Raw genomic sequence first — 17,323 nt, 5'->3', positions numbered from 1 at the left:
TTTGCCTCGCGCCCCGTGCTATAATAACAGAGTGATTTCTAAGATTAAGCTATACAATTTTCGGTCTTATCATCTGCACGAAGCGACTTTTAGCAATTCTGGGACGGTAATCGTTGGACCAAATGGCACCGGCAAGACGAATCTGCTTGAGGCAGTTTATGTGGCGCTACGCGGCAGTAGTTTTCGTGGCAGCCTCAGTGATTGCATGACGCTGAACGCTCCGCAAACAATTGTTCATCTGGAGGGCGATTTTGGCGAGCGACGTATTAAGCTAGACTCAATTTCCGGAAAAATCAACAAAGAATTCATTATCAACGACGCCAAATCAAAGGCTTTAACCAGAAAAAACCGCTTGCCTGTCGTTTTGTTTGAGCCAAGCGAACTAAGATTAATTTCCTCCTCACCGTCCCGACGACGCGACTTTCTGGATGACTTAATCGCCCGACTTGACCCCAAATACGACACGGATTTAAGAGCTTTCAATCGCACTCTTTTACAGCGCAACGAACTCTTAAAGTCCCACCAAGAAGACTCATCAATTTGGCGCGACAACCTGTTTGCTTGGGACATAAAATTTGTCCAATATGCAACCAACATTGCCCAAAAACGAGCCAAATTTCTCCAGATAAACGAGCCTCGCATAAAAAATTTATACGAATCTTTGGCGGGAAAGGACACGCAATTATCCATCGAATATGGCGCTATTGTACCCCTGGAAAATTACGACCAAGCCCTACTCAATCGCTTAGGAAAATCCCGCGAATATGAAATAGTCACAGGATTTACTTCGGCTGGACCACACCGTGAAGATTTCACAATTTTCCTCCATAATCAGCCCGCTATTAAAGTTGCTTCACGTGGCGAAATGCGAACTATTATGCTGGCGTTCAAATTATTAGAGCTAGAACTTCAAACAGAAGTCAGTCAATCTCGACCGCTAATTCTACTGGACGACGTTTTCTCGGAACTAGACGCCACTCGCGAAAAACTCCTCCAAGAAACCATCCAGAATCATCAATTCATCGTCACCACGACAGATGCGCGCCACCAAAAAGACGGCTGCTCAATAATTTCCACACAATAAAATCCGCCCTCTCATGTGAAGGCGGATTTATTTTTCCTAGGCTTATTTATGCTTGAATCGCATCAGAGTTATCAGCTAATTCACCCAGAACAATCGCCACGTTATCTTCAATGATCTCATCATATTCTGGAACTCGTGCACGAATCCATGCGTCAATTTCTTCAGCTGGCGCGTCATTGTCCTGCATCTGTACCAACTCTTTCAGCTGATCATCGTCCAGAGATTCAACGATTTCTTCGCCAATTTGGCTATTGATCGTATCTTCTACGTGCTGAATCAGCGCCTGCATCTGATCTTCCGGTAGATTGATGCCGATTGAATTCAGCTGTGCCTTGGTGACTATTGTTACTCGAATGTTTAATTGGGTTTGGTCGTTATTCATGATTTTATAATATCCTTTTTATGTTTTATTATCAATTATGCTTATTTACCGTTGCTTGATTCGCTATTTGCCTCAACTGGGTCAAGTTTGTTGGCGACCGCCCTAGCAGCCCTACCGACAGCCCTACCAGCTCCCGCAACAGCCCTTCTACCAAGATTCAGCATCCAGTTCGCGCTCTTGCCAGCAACCCGCGCCAGTTTATCTTTGGCAGATTCCCATTTGTCACCGAGAGCCTCTCTGCGAGCTTGTCGTCGTGCGTTTTTACGTTCCCGGGCTTTTCCTGCACGCTCCTTCATGGCTTCCTTAGCTTTATCTATTTCACTCTTAGCCTTATCAATTTCTTCCTCGGCAGAATCAATCTTACTCTTCTGCTCACTAACATCAAGTTCAGCAAGCTTCAAATCCACTGCGGCAGCCTCAGCCAGATTACGCTTTTTATCAGCCTCCAAGCACAACTTCTCATTCGTTTGATCAGCTTCAAATGCCTTCTTTGCGGCGTCATACTCAGCGGCAGCTTTCTTAGCCTTCTCTTCCGCCTCTCGTCGTATCTTTTCTAATTCTTCCAGCTTGACGACAGCCTCTTTTTGTTCTTGCTTAGAGTTTTTTACAGTCTCTTTATTGCTATCAATTGTCGACTTGTCAGCCTCATTGCCTGCCTTATCCTGCTCCCGTGCTTCGTTATATTTCTGTCTATCCAACTCGCGCTGTTCTTTAGCCTTAGCCCGAGCTTCCTTGCGTTCTTGACGAGCTTTTTGCCTTTCTTCTTTTCGCGTACGGGCTTCTGAGGCTTTCTGAAGAATAAACTCTCGACCGCCCGCAAACAATTCTGCAGCCTTATTCTTTGCTTCAGACAAAGTATTGCCTATTTGTTCCTTAGCGCGTCCAGCTCCTTCAGCAATCTGTCCAGGTAATTCAGAACCCCGACTCACACCAATATAAAAACTATCTTTCAAACCCTTCCATACGCGACCAAGACCTTCTTTAGCCTTATTCTTCAGCGCAGCAACTTTCTCTTGACCGTCAGCAATACGCTCATCACGCGACTTTGGTATATCCCTAAGCTCATATGTCATTGTATCAGGCACATCAGCGTTTGGATTAAATTTTACCTTTGGTTTTTCGCTCATATCTTTCCTTTTTTGTTTTTACTATCATTTTTGATATGTACCCATACTAGCACATATTTGCGATATTGTCAATATGCTTATGATAAATATTGACAAAATAAAAAATCGACCGCATTGCTACGGCCGACTTCTTCTCTGCGTGAAAATCTATTCGCTTACGCCCAGCTCAATTCGCTTGAATTGACGAACTACGATGTTCTCGCCTAATTTCGCAATTGCTTCCTTAATGTGCTGCTCAACAGTCTTAGAATCGTCCAAGATGTAAGCCTGGCTCATAAGAACCTGCTCAGCAAAGTGCTTCTTCAATTGACCTTCAACAATCTTTTCGCGCATTTCTTCAGGCTTGCTTGCCAAAGATTCGCTAGCCATAAGCTCAGCTTTAACGCGCTCCATTTCCTCTGCTGGAATGTCAGCTTCAGAAACATACTTTGGGCTCATCGCTGCAATTTGCATAGCGACTTCGTGCGCCAACGTCTTAAAGTCGTCAAGTCGAGCCACGAAATCGGTTTCGCAGTTTACCTCAACGATAACGCCGATTCGACCAGAGTGAACATAACCTTCGATCAAACCTTCACGAGCTTCGCGGTCACCTTTCTTTTCAGCTTTCGTCAAGCCTTTTTTGCGCATAGCTTCCAAAGCTTTATCGAAATCGCCCTCAGCTTCAACCAAAGCTTTCTTAGCGTCAGTCAAGCCTACGCCGGTCAATTCACGCAATTTTTTGATATCGTCAACAGAAACACCCATCCTATTTCTCCTCTTTTTTAGCTGGTTTTTCTTCAACCTTTACACTACCTGCACCTTCAGCAACAGCTGCGGTGAAGTAGTCTAATAGCAATTGAATGCCCTTAACAGCGTCGTCGTTACCTGGAATTACGTAATCAATTCCTGTCGGGTTAACATTGGTGTCAACAATCGCAAATACTGGCACACTCAAAGTTTGAGCCTCGCGAACTGCATTTGCGTCGGTCAATGCGTCAACTACAACAACAGCGCCTGGCTTGCCCATCAAATCCTTAATGCCGCCATATTTCATATTCAAGCTGTCGATTTCCTCTTGGAAGCGCTGCACCTCAAGCTTATTGTAACGCTTTTCCAAGTCACCTGAAGCCATTCGCTTTTCAAGATTCTTCAGTTTCTTAATTTGCTGAGCAATAGTTGAACCGTTAGTCAGCATACCACCAATCCAGCGCTCAACTACGTATGGCTGGTTGATCTTTTCAGCTGCTTCACGAACAACGTCTTTGGCTTGTTTTTTGGTGCCAACAAACAAAACCTTACGGCCTGATGCGGCGATTTTTGTCAATTCTGGCAAAGCCTTGTCCAAAGCTTCAACAGTCTTAGTCAAGTCAATAATGTGACTATCCTGACGCTTACTGTGAATATATGGCGCCATCTTTGGGTGCCAGCGGCTGGTTTTGTGTCCAAAATGAACACCTGACTCCAGCAAAGCCTTAATGTCTACCTTTACAGACATCCTCTTCTCCTTTTGCCTCATCCGCCCACGATTTGGAGTGTGAAACGGACTGTGTCATTAAAATTAGTTACTTGGCAATTATACCAAATAATCAATAAATCTGCAAATATTACCCTTTCTCTAGCAATTGTCTAAATCGCGATAAACCATCAAAATCTTCACCATTTCGATACGGTCGTACTATATTTACCAACGCAGGTAAAGTTAACCTATAAATTCTCTCCCCCTTGAGAATCCCCCCTTCGATAGCACGATAAGCTATATCATCAACCTCATAGCCAAATGCGCTATCAGTCGAAGAATGTATACCTGTCACTCTACTCACACCCCAATCATTATGGTCATTTTTGAGTCTGTAGTAAGCCTCTACAGGATATGTCGCCTCCCCCCACAGAGAGTCCGCAACTATACCATTATCAATGTATTCACTACTAGCTGCCATAACCAAAACACTTGCCTCATGGCTCTCAGGATCATTATCTACTGCAAATCCTGCAATTCGCTTCTTTACTTGATCACCGCTAATAATCCAATCATCAAGAAATAAAACCTTAGAACTCTTGTCAATCTCACCTCTACCGCCATACACTTTCAGTCTACCTTCATATTCTTCGAATTCATCGTCTGGAAATTTAGATAAGACCAGACTTAAAATATACTGACTACTTTTCATCTCGTTTTTAACACGACACTGACTTAGCGAATTTCCTACGTCAATATAGACCGGCTTATTATCAACCTCCAAATGGTGCCTAAGTCTTTTTGCTAGCGCTGTTGCCGCAAAATGCAATTCCGACATGCCCAAAAAAACCAATTCATCTATTAATTCTTTAGCGCAATACTCCATGTAATCAGGTAAATAATGCTTTGTCGTCTCTATAAATTGCACAAAATCATTTATCGCTTCGTATTCAGTCGTTTCACATCGACTTTTCATGAACGAAGGGTCGCTCGTTTCCGTGCCCAGATAATTATCCGCTTTTACATAGACCATAAGATTACCTCGACTAGTGTCTTGAGCCTGCAGTGTTAAATCTGGCGGTGTCACCGGATTTAACACGTCCAAAACATCAAGACTAGCTGATAACTCACTCATACTTTTATTTTATATAATAATTTTATCAAAATAGCAAAGTTAAGGTTACCGACTTTTGACATTTTCCGATAAATTATGTACAATTGAACAGTTATGAAAAGCAGTATTCACCCACAGAACTATCGCCCTGTCGTATTTAGCGACGAACAAGCGGGCTTCGCGTTCTTGACTCAGTCAACAGCGCAAACAACCGAAACTATCAAATGGGAAGACGGCAACGAGTATCCATTGGTTAAGGTTCACATTTCATCAGCATCTCACCCATTCTTTACTGGTGAGGAAAAGATTATCGACACCGAAGGTCGTGTTGATCGCTTTAAGGCTCGTCAAGCAGCCGCTGAAGCTCGTAAAGCAGCTTTGGCGAACAAAGCAAAGAAAGCTAACGCTAAAAAAGCAGCTAAAACTGATTCTCCAAAATCAGACAAAAAGACTAAATAATCTGACAAATTAGTCCGATAATTCAAAAACCGCTCAATCGCTGGGCGGTTTTATTTTACGTTAGTTCAATTTGACAATACTTATCTCGCGACACAATATTTCACGATCTCCCCGCATCTTTGCGGCACATAAACGATGAGCGCCGTCGCCTTGTAAAGCCAAAAATACTCCGCCATCAGAATCCACAACAACGTCTACACTGCGTATTGGAGGGCTAGTTTTCGGATTCATTCCTGCGTATTGTCTAATAATATCGCGGCTACTTTTCCCGCCTTTCGATTCCGACACTCTCCCTTCCTGCCAATCTTTAATCATCGGTGCAGCCACAAATAATTCAACCGGCAACGGAACGTCAGATTCCGGAATCGCTCTCATGTCAGGCCACTCACCCTCATATATAGATATTTTCGTTTCACTGACAATATTACCTTTAATTGATTCATTCAAATCGCGTAGTGAAACTGGCTTCTCTATTGGATTGGCGTCAATCTCAAACAAACTCTTCACGATCAAATCAACTCTCGGATCGTTTGCTGACATAGTCTCTGGAAGGTCTTCAATACACTGCACCAGTTCAGACGACTTTCCAACGTCGAAAAGCGCCAACTTATCAGCATTTTCGTAAACCAAATCACGCGAATCAACCTTGCATTCTTTCATTGTCACCATATAATACAATACTGAGAAATATTTGTCAATGTATGATATAATTTTATAGATATGGCAAAGATTTCTTTAGATATGGATTCTCTGAAAAATGAACGAGCTGATTTAAGCAATTTTTTAGCGCAACCTGACGCTTACAGCTCACCAGATTTTACGGTAAAAAACAAACGATTTTCAGAATTAGAAACGCTTATTTCCAAGGGTGAAGAGAGAGAAAACCTGGAAAAAAACTTAGTAGAGGCCAAAAAGTTAGCTAGCGAAGGCGGTGAATTGGCTGCCCTGGCAAAACTTGAGATCACTGAAACTGAAGCTCGATTGACCGAATTAGAAGAAGAATTATTCATCCTGCTTACCCCGAAAGACCCCAATGATGAGAAAAATATCATCATGGAAATCCGCGCTGGAGCTGGTGGCGATGAAGCGTCGTTATTTGCGGCGGAACTATACCGCATGTATCTACGTTGGTGTGAATCTAACAGCTATAAAGTAGAACTAATTAGCGAATCAGCCAATGATTCTGGCGGCTATAAAGAAGTTATTTTCATGATCAAGGGCGATGCGCCATACTCTAAATTGAAGTTCGAAGGTGGTGTACACCGAGTCCAGCGAGTCCCAGTCACTGAAAGCCAAGGTCGCGTCCATACTTCAACCGTAACGGTGGCGGTTTTGCCAGAAGCAGAAGAGGCTGACATTGAGATAAATCCAAACGATTTGCGAGTTGATATTTACCGCTCCAGCGGACACGGCGGACAGAGCGTGAACACCACAGACTCAGCGGTGCGAATCACCCACTTGCCGACTGGAATGATCGTCACAAACCAAGACGAAAAATCGCAAATTAAAAACCGCGAAAAAGCCATGAGCGTGCTTCGTTCGCGATTGTTACAGATGAAAATTGACGAGGAAAACGCCAAATTAAGTGCCGAGCGACGCTCGTTGGTTGGAACTGGCGACCGCTCGGAAAAAATCCGAACGTACAACTTCCCGCAAGACCGAATCACCGACCACCGCATTCACTACAGCCGTAGCAATATCCCCGCTGCAATGAACGGGGATATCGATGATTTGATTGAAAATCTACAGAGATATGAGCGTGAACTGAAAGCTCAGAATGCTAGTAACTAGTACGGCTTACGCGGCTCAGTAGACTCCAATAATTCTGCCAGCTTATTTATTTCGTCCACACCGACTGGTTGACGATTCAGCCCCATTTGTTGCTCTAATTTATCATTCTCTATTTCATCGTTACACCTATCAACCATACGTATTATGATGATACCTTCGGGGCGCAGTACTCTCTTTAACTCTCTCGACCGCTCAGCAATATTGTCATCGTACCTAAAAACCTGATCATCTTCTATATAATAATCATGCGTCTCTTTACTTCCCTCATTCCACTCCATAATTAATATGGATCGTTCTTTATCTCCATTATCAAGCAGAGCGGATTCCACACTGACCAATACATAAGATCCGTCTTTTTGAGGAATTTCTAATAAAACTTGCGATTTTACCCGATCCATCGATTCAGTATGATCGTAAGTTTCCGCGTCTCCCGCGAATCTAAGCAATGTCAGCTGAACCAGATCATCAAATTCCTTTGCCGCCCGCAACTTTTCTTCGGTCGTCAGTTCAAGATTAAATCCTTCTGCAAACTCCATTTGTTTTGTTTTTGCAAGCATTTTACTTTTTACATTCCATAGATATATGTTATAATTAGCCACATGATTATCTCTGACTGGTTAAAAACAGCGACCAAATCCCTGAAAAATATTGGAATTTCATCCGCCAGATTAGACGCCGAATTGATATTAGCCAACACTTTACGGAAAAACCGCACTTACCTACACGCTCACCTGGACGAAGAAATTGACCCCAGAAGATTTGACATCGCAAATGCCAGACTAGATCTAAGATTAGACCGCGTACCAATCGCCTACATTCTGGGCTATAAAGAATTTTACGGGCGTAAATTCACTGTATCTCCCTCTGTTTTAGTTCCCCGCCCTGAATCCGAAGATCTAATTTCATTATTCTTAGAACTGACCGCCAGTGAAATTGTCGAAAAAGTTTTAATTGACGTTGGCACAGGATCTGGCTGCCTGGGAATTACTGCCAAATTAGAGAGGAGCAACTTGTTGGTAATTTTATCCGATATCAGCAAACCAGCCTTAAACATTGCAGAAAAAAATGCAAATGCCTTAAATGCAGACGTCCATATTCAACAGCAATCATTACTTAATGGTCAGCTCAAACCAGTCGACTATATATTTGCCAATTTGCCTTACGTTGACAAAAATTGGGATGTGTCACCAGAGCTCCAATACGAACCAGAAATTGCGCTTTTCGCCGAAGACGAAGGGCTGAAATTGATATTGCAATTGATCTCACAAGCACCACGATGTCTCGCCTCAAAAGGCTTACTATTTATCGAGGCGGATCCTCAACAGCACAATAGAATAATTGACGAAGCCGTGAAAAATGGTTTCGCAAAAGAGAGAGTTCTCAATTACATCCTGGTCCTGCGTTTCACTGGCGCTAAAGATTAAATCACTACAGAATTTAAGAACACTAGCATCACTAAGATAATTCCGATTGTAAGAATCACTGGAGCGGATATGTCTGAAAATCGAATAACTTTGTGTTTGTTATAAGATTGGTAAGCTTTACTGGCGACGAGCGAGAATAGCAATAAGATTATCGTAACCTGTGAAACGCCGCCAAATAATGATTTTCCGTAACTATAAGTCCAATAATACGACAGCCAACCCAGTTCAGCAAAGACGAGCCCCCAGATTGCCGAAAGTAAAACCGTTTGCTCTTCGTCATAACTGTGTAGGAAATGGCGCGCAGAACTATAGCCGATCAAGAATATCAGAATAACAACCACAGAAACTGGCCACTCGTATGACACCACCATCAGCGCAGTTACGCCGACGAAAATAGAGATCAACGACTGCATAGCAACCTGCCAGCGCTTAGACATCGGCTTAATCACAACTAGCCAAATTGCATATAGTATCGCCAACGCTACACGGAAATAAAACACCGACGTAGGTAGATACATCAAACCAACAACACCAATTCCGACCGTTAAGTCAACTAAATTAGCCTGAATGTTTGCCCACCAAAAACGCGGACGAACGGCAATTATGCGCCATTTGCTCAGCACAACAAGCGCTAACGCTGGAAATGGGGTCTGAAATGCTTGAGCAATGACAAGCAATGCAGCCGCCAAGCCAATATTTAAGACATAGTAAACTAATTCGCTCCAAAACGTTCTTCGCTTAACAGTTTTCAGTAACTCCATAACTTACTCTATTATACCAAATTATGAGCCACTTCCCACAACAACGATAAATTGTGCATCAACATTCAAATTATACTTCGAGGAATCTGATGAAACCGAGCCATACAACTCCTTAAATTTATCTTTCGTGGCAGTTTTTTCTTTACCAGCTGGCAATTGATAAACTTGAGTCTTCCCTAGCTTTTCATTACCTGGAGCATTGCCGACATGAACAACTTTCATTCCTAATTCTGTCAATTTGTCCGCTTCTTTCTGCGCTGCACCAGCCACGCCAGAACCGTTCAAGACAGCAACTGTGGCTTTTTCCTTAGATAGCGGCGTTGCATAAATCTCAGACTTTATATAAGCGCGAATGTCGTCATAATCATACAATCCCGCAGCTGGCTGAACTATGCTTGCGCCACCCGCCGTGCCAGTAGTCATAAGTACGTTGTTTTCCTCGACAAAACTCAATCTGTGAATATCAGATTCTTTTATCTCCGAGCCAAGGTTCATAATTGTGCGGATTTCTTTCGTGTCAATGTTTGTGCGCAAGTTTTTGCCCATGGCATCCATCAGAGACGTCACCTTACCAAAGTCAGTTAGCGTTCCCGTGGAAGTAGCTTTGTTTTTCAGTGCCATAAGTACCAATTGCTGGTTTTTCTCTCGATCAAAGTTGGATTGTTCCAATCCGTAAGTTGGTGCCACCAAACCACGCGCTCGAGAAAACCACATCGCTTTTTCGCCGTCCATTTCGTGCTTGCCATTAGTTAATTGCATATAGTGACCTGTTGGACATCGTTCGCGACGTTGCTGATAATTCAACTCCTTCGCTCGACACATCCAGTCCATGCTTGGATCAAGGATTCCTCGCGGATCACGACTCTGTACATCAACAGTAACTCCGCCGACCGCATTGACAGCATCACGAATCACCGCAGTATTAATATGCGCCACGTACTGAATATCCATACCGAATATATCGCCGATGAATTTCTTCGTTTTATCCATTCGTTCAGCTTCTGCCTGTGCGCTATCTCCGTTATTCACGCAACCAAAATATTCATTGATTTTACCAGCGTAGCCAGAGTTACACGCCATGCCAAATTTTACATACAAGTCACGTGGAATGCTGAACATATACGCGTCCTTCTTTGTCTGATTGACGCTAAGAATCATCATTGAGTCGGTCAATGTCGCACCCGGGTGATCCGGATCATCATCTGTTGTACCTAAAATCAGCACATTGCTTCGACCATAAGCATCCTCTTTCAGTTTCTGCTGTGAAAATAGTCCTAAGATTCCGCCGTTATGGAACACCGAGTTCATCGTCTGCCATAATTTTAATAGCAGCCAACCCGCCACAATTGCAATAATAATTCCGATAATCGCAAGAATAATCCTGGTAATTAACTTTTTCTTACGCTTCTGTTTGCGCTCCTGTCGATGAGAAGGCTTGGTATTTTCATCAATCGCCGCCAACGATTCGCTAATATTCTGCTTTAATTTATTAGCAGAAGTTGGTTGCTGAATATTCCTTGTCGCATTATTCGATACTTGCGGACTATCTTCGTTACTACGATGATGCCCGAGCGTAGTCGTTTTTTTGCTAGTGATTTCCCCCAACGAAGTTCGCTGTGGTCGCTTGGCGACAAATCCGTCCATCGACTGTTTGCGTGGTTTCATATCTATTGATTATAACACACAAAACGCTTATAATTGAAACAATGGACGCTACTTTTATGGATCGTCATCCGAAATTACAAGATGGCCTGGGAATGGTCATTTTCGTTGTTGGCGTGGTGATCGGCACTCTTTTATTGAACACTTTTGTATTTCAAACTTTCAATGTTGAAGGTGCCAGCATGGAAACGACGATGTACACTGGTGATCGTCTGATCGTCAATCGATTGCCCGTCACTGGTTCAAAATTGCAGAATAAAAATTATATTCCAAAGCGCGGACAAGTAATTGTGTTTAAGAATCCGAATTTTAACGCCTCGACAGGCAAAGACGAATATATTGTTAAGCGTGTAATCGCCTTTGCTGGTGAGCGAGTTACTGTGAAAAACGGTACCGTAACTGTTTACAACACAGAAAATCCCGACGGATTTAACCCTGACACCTCAGTCAATAAAAATGAGCCAGGACAGCCTACTTCTGGAGATGTCGATACGACTGTACCGGAAGGCACGATATTCGTCATGGGCGATCACCGCCAAGGAAGCTATTCTTGCGACTCTCGAAACTGCATGGGACCAATCCCCCTTTATGATATCGTCGGACCAGTCAGCCTACGAATATTCCCGTTCAATAAAATTCGCTCGTTCTAATAAAAATTACTTTTCGAGCAATTCTCTTATTCGTTCAAATTCAAGATTATCCTTAAACTTGATACTAATCTGACCAGCTCCACGGCCGTTTGTACGAATTTTCACACCTGTGCCGAATCGCTTTGAAAGACTTTCAACAGCATCTGCGTGAGGCATATCTGCTGGGCGGCGTTTGTTCTCTATTGGACTAGCCTTCGCCTGCTTCCATAACGTCACCACTTGTTCAATTCGTCGTGCTGACCACTCCTCGCGAATAGCTCGCTCCATAATATCTTCCGCGGCGTCATCAGGCAAACCGATTAGAGGCCTTGCTTGCCCTTCATTTAATCGCCCCTCAAACAACGCCTGCTGCACAGACTTCGGCAATTTCAGTAGCCTCAACGTATTACTGACCGCACTTATAGATTTGCCGCCCAAACGCTTGCCAATTTCCTCCAGCGTCATATTGAATTGATCGCGCAATTTTTGATAAGCAGTCGCAGTTTCAAGCGCATTCAAATCATGTCGTTGCAAGTTTTCAATCAAAGAGACCTCCAGGCGATTTTGATCGCTCATACTCCTGACGATACACGGCACCTCTGTTAAATTCGCCCTATTCGCCGCACGCCAGCGTCGCTCGCCCGCCACTATCAGATATTTATCGCCTTTTGGCGTCACAACAATCGGCTGAACCACGCCGTGCTCGCGCACCGATTCCGTCAACTCATTCAAAGCATTCTCATCAAAAAAACGACGCGGCTGATCTGGATCTGGGACAACTTGATCAATAGCAATATCTCTCAAATGAGAAACTTTCACGTCCTGTTGCGCTGTCGGATCGAACGTTTCATCGATCAAATTGGTTGGAATCAATGACCCAAAACCTCTACCTAAACCTTTTTTCATCGTTCCACCCTCTCTATAATTTCTTTCGTTAGCGCCTTATAAGCCCGAGAACCTTTTGAGAAACGATCGTATGCTCCAACTGGCGCGCCATGGCTAGGGGCTTCAGCCAAGCGAATATTTCGCGGAATGCTATTCTTGAAAATCTTATCTGGAAAATATTTTTTAACCTCAGCGTGAACTTGCCCAGATAATGTAGTCCTGGAATCCATCATCGTCAATAAAACGCCCAATAATTCCAGAGGTGGATTAAGCCCCTTCTTTATCAATTTCATACTTTCCAAAAGCTGCCCCAACCCTTCCAGAGCATAAAATTCCGCCTGAACTGGAAGCAATACGTAATTAGCGGCAATCATACCGTTGACCGTCAACAAACTCAAGCTCGGCGGACTGTCAATAATAATATAGTCGTAATCCGTCGCCTTTTGTAAAGCTTCTCGTAAGCGAACAAACCTTCCCTGCGCCTGCGCCAACTCCACTTCTGTATTCGCCAAATGAGGTGTGGCTGGAGCGATTGATAAGTTTTTATATTCCGTCGGCAATATGATATTCGCCAGGTCAATTTGTCGCATAATCACCTCTGATATTGTTGCGCCCAAATTCTGTTTATCTATTCCAAGTCCACTGGTAGCATTACCCTGTGGATCAAAATCCACCAACAATGTTTTCTTGCCAGCTTTTGCCAAAAAATACGCCACGTTAATCGACGTCGTTGTTTTGCCGACGCCACCTTTTTGATTTGTCACCGCAATGATTTTTGTCATTCGTTCCCCTTTTTACCTGCCTTAATTATAGCATGAGCAGAACATAAATAACAGACATCAAAAAACCGCTTCCTTTGCGAAAGCGGCTCTTCAGATTATTTAATTGACGTAATTTCAATCTTCGTGTACTTCTGGCGATGACCAGTTTCTTTATGTACACGCTTCTTACTCTTGTAGCGGATAACGCGAAGCTTGTCGCCCTTAACTTCCGCTTCTACGACCTTAGCTTTAACGCTAGATCCTTTTACAGTTGGCGTACCAACCTTAATTTTATCACCATCAATCACTAAAAGTGCGTCGAGAGTGAGTTCTTTTGTGCCTTCAGGGAGGAGATCCACCAAGAGGGACTCTTTTTCACTGACAAGATATTGTTTGCCAGAGATTTTTACGACTGCTTTCATTTCGTTCCTTAATTATTATGAATTAACTCTAATAATTCTATCAAAAACTAGCAATAAAATCAAGTACAGTTAGCAAGTAGCGTTTTTCGCCATGGTGTTATTCGCCTTCAACCAACCGCTCGGTGAGCCGCATTCCATATATTCTCCCTTAGCTTCGCCGACAACAATCACGCCGCCGCCATCGATGTACGCATTAATCGCGTCCGTTAGCTCAAACTCGCCTCTCTTAGGATTCGCCGGCAAAGTTCGCGCCAACTCGAAAATCTCTTTGTTCAAGACGTAAAAACTTGAATTACTGAGGTTACTTGGAGCTTCTTCCAATTTTGGCTTTTCAATTATTCGCACAAAATTGCCCTGATCGTCAGTTTCAATAATTCCTGTTTGTGGAATAAATTCCTCTTCGACGGGATTTCCCAATAGCCCAGCCGACAATCCGCGCGACTCCACCAACTCCGCCAAATCTGCCGCATTCGAGCCGCCATCGTCACGCCAAAAGAATTGATCACCCATAATCACAAAAGCCGACTCGCCCTGTTCGATAAATTCGCTCGCCAGACCAACTGGAATGCTTGTGCCGTAACCACCAGTTCCCGGCTGAGTTAAAAAATGTATTCGGACGTCGCGAAGTGGCGCCACCAGAGGAAGCTTGTCCTGCTTGCCCGCTCGACGTAAATAATCGTTCAATTGAATATTCGATCGATAATAGCTCTGCACCTGCGTACTCTGCTCACCAACTACGAAGTAAATATCCTTCACGCCCGCTCGCACAACATCTTGCACAATATAATCAATCACTGGACGAGTACCAACTGGCAACATACACTTTTCGATAGATTTGGTAATCGGCAGCATTCGCGTTCCCCAACCAGCGACCGGAATAATAGCTTTAGTAATCATAGCACCTCCTACATTTTCAGCTCTTTGTGAGCTCTTCTTAAAATCTCCAACATTTCCGCATAGCGTTTTTCATCAGAAGAAACCCGGGCATATAGAATAACTATATTATCCATCACTTCAATGTTAGCTTTTATATCCTGGTCATATAGCCATGCCATAAAACTCGGATTTAATAACTCAAAGCTCGCCGCCTGATCTTCGTTTGTGGCAAAAATGGTATAGCGTTTATTAAAATCACCCCACTCCATTTTGACTTTTTTGTATCCAAACGGAGCTATCACGCGCTTCCTAAAAATGCTATTATCATCCCTGTCGACCAAAATTCCACCGTAAGATTTGGGCAGCATAATCTGACCGATAAGATAGTTAACCTCATCTTTGTTTTTACCCTCGTCCGTAAATCCATTGCCATTTTTAAGCACACAAGTATAAAGCTGAACAAGAATGCCACCATCCCAAACACCAATAACGTGGTTATTTACGTCAGCAGAGTTAAAATAGCGCGGCAAAAATAAGTTACCACCCTTCGGAAGAAGTAGCCTACCCCAATCCAGGCTAAAATACATACCGTTATCTTCGGCAAACTTATTGAGTGAGCCAATCAACGTACTTACATCTTCAGTTGGCTGATTTATGCCATCTAATTTCCACTCATTGCCTTCACGAACAAAGTTCCACTTCTCTGCAAATTCTTCGTTAGCACTTCGGATTTTCTTACCTGTAGCAACCTCCTCCAGCCTATCGTCTGCTTCCGCCAAAAATGCTACACTCACCCGATCGCTTTGATTATTAGCATCGTCATGCGCGTCAGCAAAAATGGCCTCATTTATCCGCACGTTATCGACGACATTCCTACGACCCATTTGACGCAAAGCCTGCATTACTAGTCCAATGTGATTTGAATATCTCTGTGTCGTGTACTTATGAATTGACTCATAATCTAAGTTACTCCAATCATACTGAAACCTCTCGAAAACTTGCCTAGCGTAATTAGTAAGATTATCTGGCTGCCATAACGAATCAGCGGAGGAAGCTTGGTGAACTGTATTAGTAGCCGCCTCACTATTTTGGCGAAATACTTTGAGCTTATCAACAAATACAGAGATAGCGGCCCCCACAAAAGTAGAAATAACTGCACATATGAACCACATTAAGTCGGCTAAATACAGTAAGCTAAAAACTAGTCCAACAGCAACGCCCACCAAGAAGCCTGCTATTTTTGATCTAGTCTTCCTTTTTACAAAGCCTGCCACACCGCCCGATACAGCTGCGGGTAGCATCAAAATTAAGGATCCCCCAGAAGAGCCCGACCCTCCTCCGCCGGCTCGAGCAAAAAACATTAAAGACTCAATTAACATGAGCTAATTATACACTATTATCTGTCAAAATCGCCATCCGCACGAGACCAAAACTTACGAATATCCTCTATATCGTCGGCATCCAGACGAATCGCCTGCGGCTCCCGCTGCTCTTTAATAATTTCCTCAGCAAGCCCATCCGCCAGCGGGTCGATTGGCGAAAACCCTATTTTACTACCGAATAATTTGTTGAATAAATTTTGCATAACTTTTTTTATTTTTATCAATTAACAGTGATATATTAGCATAAGTACGGTTAAAAGTCAATAGAATATCCTCCCCATGAAGAGGAGGATATTTTTTACTGAAATTCTTATGAGAATCTACAAAATTACGATCGCTTAATAATTGCAGCACCGCCAGCGGTAATTGCCGTAATAGCAGCGGCAATAACTGAGTATACACTCGCGCCAGTTTCAGCTAAAGTCTCGGTAGGCTTAGCTTCTTTGCGTGGAGAAGCTGGAACTGAGGTTGATTCTACTAGAACTGGAGTAGTCGCTATATTAACGTTTTCCGATTCAGTTGAAGCTTCAGGGTTTACTGGATTTTCTGGAGTAGCTGGATCTGGATTAGCAGGAGCTTCCGGCAAACTTTCTGGGTTTTTCAATGTTGCCGATGTCTGGCTCAACTTCACAGCCTTTGTCAGATTACCACCAACAGTCAATGCGACAGTTTGGCGCAATGAGTTATCGTAATTACCTTCTTTGTCGAACCAGTATGTGTCAATTGAAATAGGAATATCGTATGGGATTGAATCGGCAGAACTTGAGTAATACTTCTTCACCAAATCCTCAATCGACAGTTCACTGCCCTGCATCAATTCTTGACGAATAGGACTTTTCAGCTGAATCTTATTTGTGCCATTCGTTAGCACGAATCGATAGTGGTCGTTCGCAACGCCCTCGAACTTAATTATATTTTTCTCACCTTTATACTGAGCGGTGGAAATTGTTATTTTTGGTGCAGCTGGCGGATTAGCTTCTAATGCAGACGCGGTTACATTGCCGAATATTACGCCAACGGTAGCCAATGCAGCGATAGCTCCAGCCTTAATCAAGTTAATCATAGCTTATCCTTTCAAATTATTATGCTATGAACTTGTTATACTAGCTGCCCTTGACTTTTGCAAGCA

The 17,323-nt window shown here is 43.2% G+C and carries 21 protein-coding genes; 5 read left to right on the top strand and 16 right to left on the bottom strand.

Annotated elements, in window-relative coordinates:
* Positions 1–31: 31 nt before the first annotated feature.
* Entirely contained in the window at positions 32–1,084 is a 1,053-nt protein-coding gene (recF, locus tag LRM48_RS01010) for a DNA replication/repair protein RecF (RefSeq protein ID WP_243812542.1), read from the top strand.
* Positions 1,085–1,130: 46 nt separating this feature from the next.
* Here recF and LRM48_RS01005 read toward each other — a convergent pair whose 3' ends face one another.
* The 5 genes from LRM48_RS01005 to LRM48_RS00985 all read right to left on the bottom strand — a co-directional run bounded on the left by LRM48_RS01005 (position 1,131) and on the right by LRM48_RS00985 (position 5,163).
* Entirely contained in the window at positions 1,131–1,466 is a 336-nt protein-coding gene (locus LRM48_RS01005; protein WP_243812543.1) for a DUF5663 domain-containing protein, read from the bottom strand.
* Between the two features lie 41 nt (positions 1,467–1,507).
* Entirely contained in the window at positions 1,508–2,593 is a 1,086-nt protein-coding gene (locus LRM48_RS01000) for a hypothetical protein (RefSeq protein WP_243812544.1), read from the bottom strand.
* A 147-nt stretch (positions 2,594–2,740) separates the two neighbouring features.
* The gene (gene tsf / locus LRM48_RS00995; protein ID WP_243812545.1) at positions 2,741–3,337 is read right to left on the bottom strand and encodes a translation elongation factor Ts; all 597 of its coding nucleotides are present in this window, start codon (positions 3,335–3,337) and stop codon (positions 2,741–2,743) included.
* A gap of 1 nt (position 3,338) precedes the next feature.
* Positions 3,339–4,067: a 30S ribosomal protein S2 gene (gene rpsB / locus LRM48_RS00990; protein ID WP_243812546.1), complete on the bottom strand. Its 729-nt coding sequence runs from the start codon at positions 4,065–4,067 to the stop codon at positions 3,339–3,341.
* Positions 4,068–4,176: 109 nt separating this feature from the next.
* The gene (locus LRM48_RS00985) at positions 4,177–5,163 is read right to left on the bottom strand and encodes a phosphoribosyltransferase-like protein (RefSeq protein WP_243812547.1); all 987 of its coding nucleotides are present in this window, start codon (positions 5,161–5,163) and stop codon (positions 4,177–4,179) included.
* 93 nt (positions 5,164–5,256) lie between these two features.
* Here LRM48_RS00985 and LRM48_RS00980 point away from each other — a divergent pair, with 93 nt between their 5' ends.
* A complete protein-coding gene (locus tag LRM48_RS00980; RefSeq protein ID WP_129636941.1) occupies positions 5,257–5,601 on the top strand; it encodes a type B 50S ribosomal protein L31 in 345 nt (114 codons plus the stop codon).
* Positions 5,602–5,661: 60 nt separating this feature from the next.
* Here LRM48_RS00980 and LRM48_RS00975 read toward each other — a convergent pair whose 3' ends face one another.
* Entirely contained in the window at positions 5,662–6,261 is a 600-nt protein-coding gene (locus LRM48_RS00975; RefSeq protein WP_243812548.1) for a hypothetical protein, read from the bottom strand.
* A 60-nt stretch (positions 6,262–6,321) separates the two neighbouring features.
* Here LRM48_RS00975 and prfA point away from each other — a divergent pair, with 60 nt between their 5' ends.
* Positions 6,322–7,392 (top strand): peptide chain release factor 1, encoded by a 1,071-nt coding sequence (prfA, locus tag LRM48_RS00970; RefSeq protein WP_320412680.1) that lies wholly within the window; start codon positions 6,322–6,324, stop codon positions 7,390–7,392.
* On the opposite strand, the gene LRM48_RS00965 is transcribed toward prfA, so the two are convergent.
* Positions 7,389–7,949, bottom strand: coding sequence for a hypothetical protein (locus tag LRM48_RS00965; RefSeq protein ID WP_243812549.1), 561 nt, complete (start codon positions 7,947–7,949; stop codon positions 7,389–7,391). The genes prfA and LRM48_RS00965 overlap by 4 nt on opposite strands.
* Positions 7,950–7,991: 42 nt before the next feature.
* Here LRM48_RS00965 and prmC point away from each other — a divergent pair, with 42 nt between their 5' ends.
* Positions 7,992–8,816 carry a peptide chain release factor N(5)-glutamine methyltransferase gene (prmC, locus tag LRM48_RS00960; RefSeq protein WP_243812550.1) on the top strand — a complete coding sequence of 275 codons (825 nt, stop codon included), beginning with the start codon at positions 7,992–7,994 and terminating at the stop codon, positions 8,814–8,816.
* Here the strand turns inward: prmC and LRM48_RS00955 are convergent.
* Together LRM48_RS00955 and LRM48_RS00950 are read right to left on the bottom strand one after the other, a co-directional pair.
* Complete coding sequence (locus tag LRM48_RS00955; RefSeq protein WP_243812551.1) at positions 8,813–9,577, bottom strand: hypothetical protein; 765 nt, start codon at positions 9,575–9,577, stop codon at positions 8,813–8,815. The two genes, prmC and LRM48_RS00955, sit on opposite strands and share 4 nt — an antisense overlap.
* Before the next feature lie 21 nt (positions 9,578–9,598).
* Positions 9,599–11,242, bottom strand: a complete 1,644-nt coding sequence (locus LRM48_RS00950) for an LCP family protein (RefSeq protein ID WP_243812552.1) — start codon at positions 11,240–11,242, stop codon at positions 9,599–9,601.
* Positions 11,243–11,283: 41 nt separating this feature from the next.
* Between LRM48_RS00950 and lepB the strand changes: the two genes are divergently transcribed.
* Complete coding sequence (lepB, locus tag LRM48_RS00945; RefSeq protein WP_129632352.1) at positions 11,284–11,889, top strand: signal peptidase I; 606 nt, start codon at positions 11,284–11,286, stop codon at positions 11,887–11,889.
* A gap of 6 nt (positions 11,890–11,895) precedes the next feature.
* Here the strand turns inward: lepB and LRM48_RS00940 are convergent, their stop codons facing one another.
* From LRM48_RS00940 to LRM48_RS00910, 7 genes are all read right to left on the bottom strand, one after another.
* Positions 11,896–12,774: a ParB/RepB/Spo0J family partition protein gene (locus tag LRM48_RS00940; protein WP_129637007.1), complete on the bottom strand. Its 879-nt coding sequence runs from the start codon at positions 12,772–12,774 to the stop codon at positions 11,896–11,898.
* The gene (locus LRM48_RS00935; protein ID WP_129632346.1) at positions 12,771–13,535 is read right to left on the bottom strand and encodes a ParA family protein; all 765 of its coding nucleotides are present in this window, start codon (positions 13,533–13,535) and stop codon (positions 12,771–12,773) included. The genes LRM48_RS00940 and LRM48_RS00935 overlap by 4 nt, the downstream gene beginning before the upstream one ends.
* A gap of 95 nt (positions 13,536–13,630) precedes the next feature.
* The gene (gene rplU, locus LRM48_RS00930; RefSeq protein ID WP_129632343.1) at positions 13,631–13,936 is read right to left on the bottom strand and encodes a 50S ribosomal protein L21; all 306 of its coding nucleotides are present in this window, start codon (positions 13,934–13,936) and stop codon (positions 13,631–13,633) included.
* A 69-nt stretch (positions 13,937–14,005) separates the two neighbouring features.
* Positions 14,006–14,833, bottom strand: a complete 828-nt coding sequence (locus LRM48_RS00925) for a sugar phosphate nucleotidyltransferase (protein WP_243812553.1) — start codon at positions 14,831–14,833, stop codon at positions 14,006–14,008.
* A gap of 8 nt (positions 14,834–14,841) precedes the next feature.
* A complete protein-coding gene (locus LRM48_RS00920; RefSeq protein WP_164999962.1) occupies positions 14,842–16,113 on the bottom strand; it encodes a TIM44-like domain-containing protein in 1,272 nt (423 codons plus the stop codon).
* Positions 16,114–16,208: 95 nt separating this feature from the next.
* The gene (locus LRM48_RS00915; RefSeq protein ID WP_129744451.1) at positions 16,209–16,397 is read right to left on the bottom strand and encodes a hypothetical protein; all 189 of its coding nucleotides are present in this window, start codon (positions 16,395–16,397) and stop codon (positions 16,209–16,211) included.
* A 125-nt stretch (positions 16,398–16,522) separates the two neighbouring features.
* Positions 16,523–17,257, bottom strand: coding sequence for a hypothetical protein (locus LRM48_RS00910; protein ID WP_243812554.1), 735 nt, complete (start codon positions 17,255–17,257; stop codon positions 16,523–16,525).
* Positions 17,258–17,323: the final 66 nt, after the last annotated feature.

Source organism: Candidatus Nanosynbacter sp. TM7-008 (genome assembly GCF_022828245.2).
Lineage (GTDB): Bacteria > Patescibacteriota > Saccharimonadia > Saccharimonadales > Saccharimonadaceae > Nanosynbacter.
This window is presented reverse-complemented; position numbering and strand designations above follow the sequence as displayed.

Excerpts from the sequence above, each read along its gene's own strand:
- LRM48_RS01005 (WP_243812543.1), bottom strand. The coding sequence starts at position 1,466 with ATGAATAACGACCAAACCCAATTAAACATTCGAGTAACAATAGTCACC.
- LRM48_RS01000 (WP_243812544.1), bottom strand. The coding sequence starts at position 2,593 with ATGAGCGAAAAACCAAAGGTAAAATTTAATCCAAACGCTGATGTGCCT.
- tsf (WP_243812545.1), bottom strand. The coding sequence starts at position 3,337 with ATGGGTGTTTCTGTTGACGATATCAAAAAATTGCGTGAATTGACCGGC.
- rpsB (WP_243812546.1), bottom strand. The coding sequence starts at position 4,067 with ATGTCTGTAAAGGTAGACATTAAGGCTTTGCTGGAGTCAGGTGTTCAT.
- LRM48_RS00985 (WP_243812547.1), bottom strand. The coding sequence starts at position 5,163 with ATGAGTGAGTTATCAGCTAGTCTTGATGTTTTGGACGTGTTAAATCCG.
- LRM48_RS00980 (WP_129636941.1), top strand. The coding sequence starts at position 5,257 with ATGAAAAGCAGTATTCACCCACAGAACTATCGCCCTGTCGTATTTAGC.
- LRM48_RS00975 (WP_243812548.1), bottom strand. The coding sequence starts at position 6,261 with ATGAAAGAATGCAAGGTTGATTCGCGTGATTTGGTTTACGAAAATGCT.
- prfA (WP_320412680.1), top strand. The coding sequence starts at position 6,322 with ATGGCAAAGATTTCTTTAGATATGGATTCTCTGAAAAATGAACGAGCT.
- LRM48_RS00965 (WP_243812549.1), bottom strand. The coding sequence starts at position 7,949 with ATGCTTGCAAAAACAAAACAAATGGAGTTTGCAGAAGGATTTAATCTT.
- prmC (WP_243812550.1), top strand. The coding sequence starts at position 7,992 with ATGATTATCTCTGACTGGTTAAAAACAGCGACCAAATCCCTGAAAAAT.
- LRM48_RS00955 (WP_243812551.1), bottom strand. The coding sequence starts at position 9,577 with ATGGAGTTACTGAAAACTGTTAAGCGAAGAACGTTTTGGAGCGAATTA.
- LRM48_RS00950 (WP_243812552.1), bottom strand. The coding sequence starts at position 11,242 with ATGAAACCACGCAAACAGTCGATGGACGGATTTGTCGCCAAGCGACCA.
- lepB (WP_129632352.1), top strand. The coding sequence starts at position 11,284 with ATGGACGCTACTTTTATGGATCGTCATCCGAAATTACAAGATGGCCTG.
- LRM48_RS00940 (WP_129637007.1), bottom strand. The coding sequence starts at position 12,774 with ATGAAAAAAGGTTTAGGTAGAGGTTTTGGGTCATTGATTCCAACCAAT.
- LRM48_RS00935 (WP_129632346.1), bottom strand. The coding sequence starts at position 13,535 with ATGACAAAAATCATTGCGGTGACAAATCAAAAAGGTGGCGTCGGCAAA.
- rplU (WP_129632343.1), bottom strand. The coding sequence starts at position 13,936 with ATGAAAGCAGTCGTAAAAATCTCTGGCAAACAATATCTTGTCAGTGAA.
- LRM48_RS00925 (WP_243812553.1), bottom strand. The coding sequence starts at position 14,833 with ATGATTACTAAAGCTATTATTCCGGTCGCTGGTTGGGGAACGCGAATG.
- LRM48_RS00920 (WP_164999962.1), bottom strand. The coding sequence starts at position 16,113 with ATGCTACCCGCAGCTGTATCGGGCGGTGTGGCAGGCTTTGTAAAAAGG.
- LRM48_RS00915 (WP_129744451.1), bottom strand. The coding sequence starts at position 16,397 with ATGCAAAATTTATTCAACAAATTATTCGGTAGTAAAATAGGGTTTTCG.
- LRM48_RS00910 (WP_243812554.1), bottom strand. The coding sequence starts at position 17,257 with ATGATTAACTTGATTAAGGCTGGAGCTATCGCTGCATTGGCTACCGTT.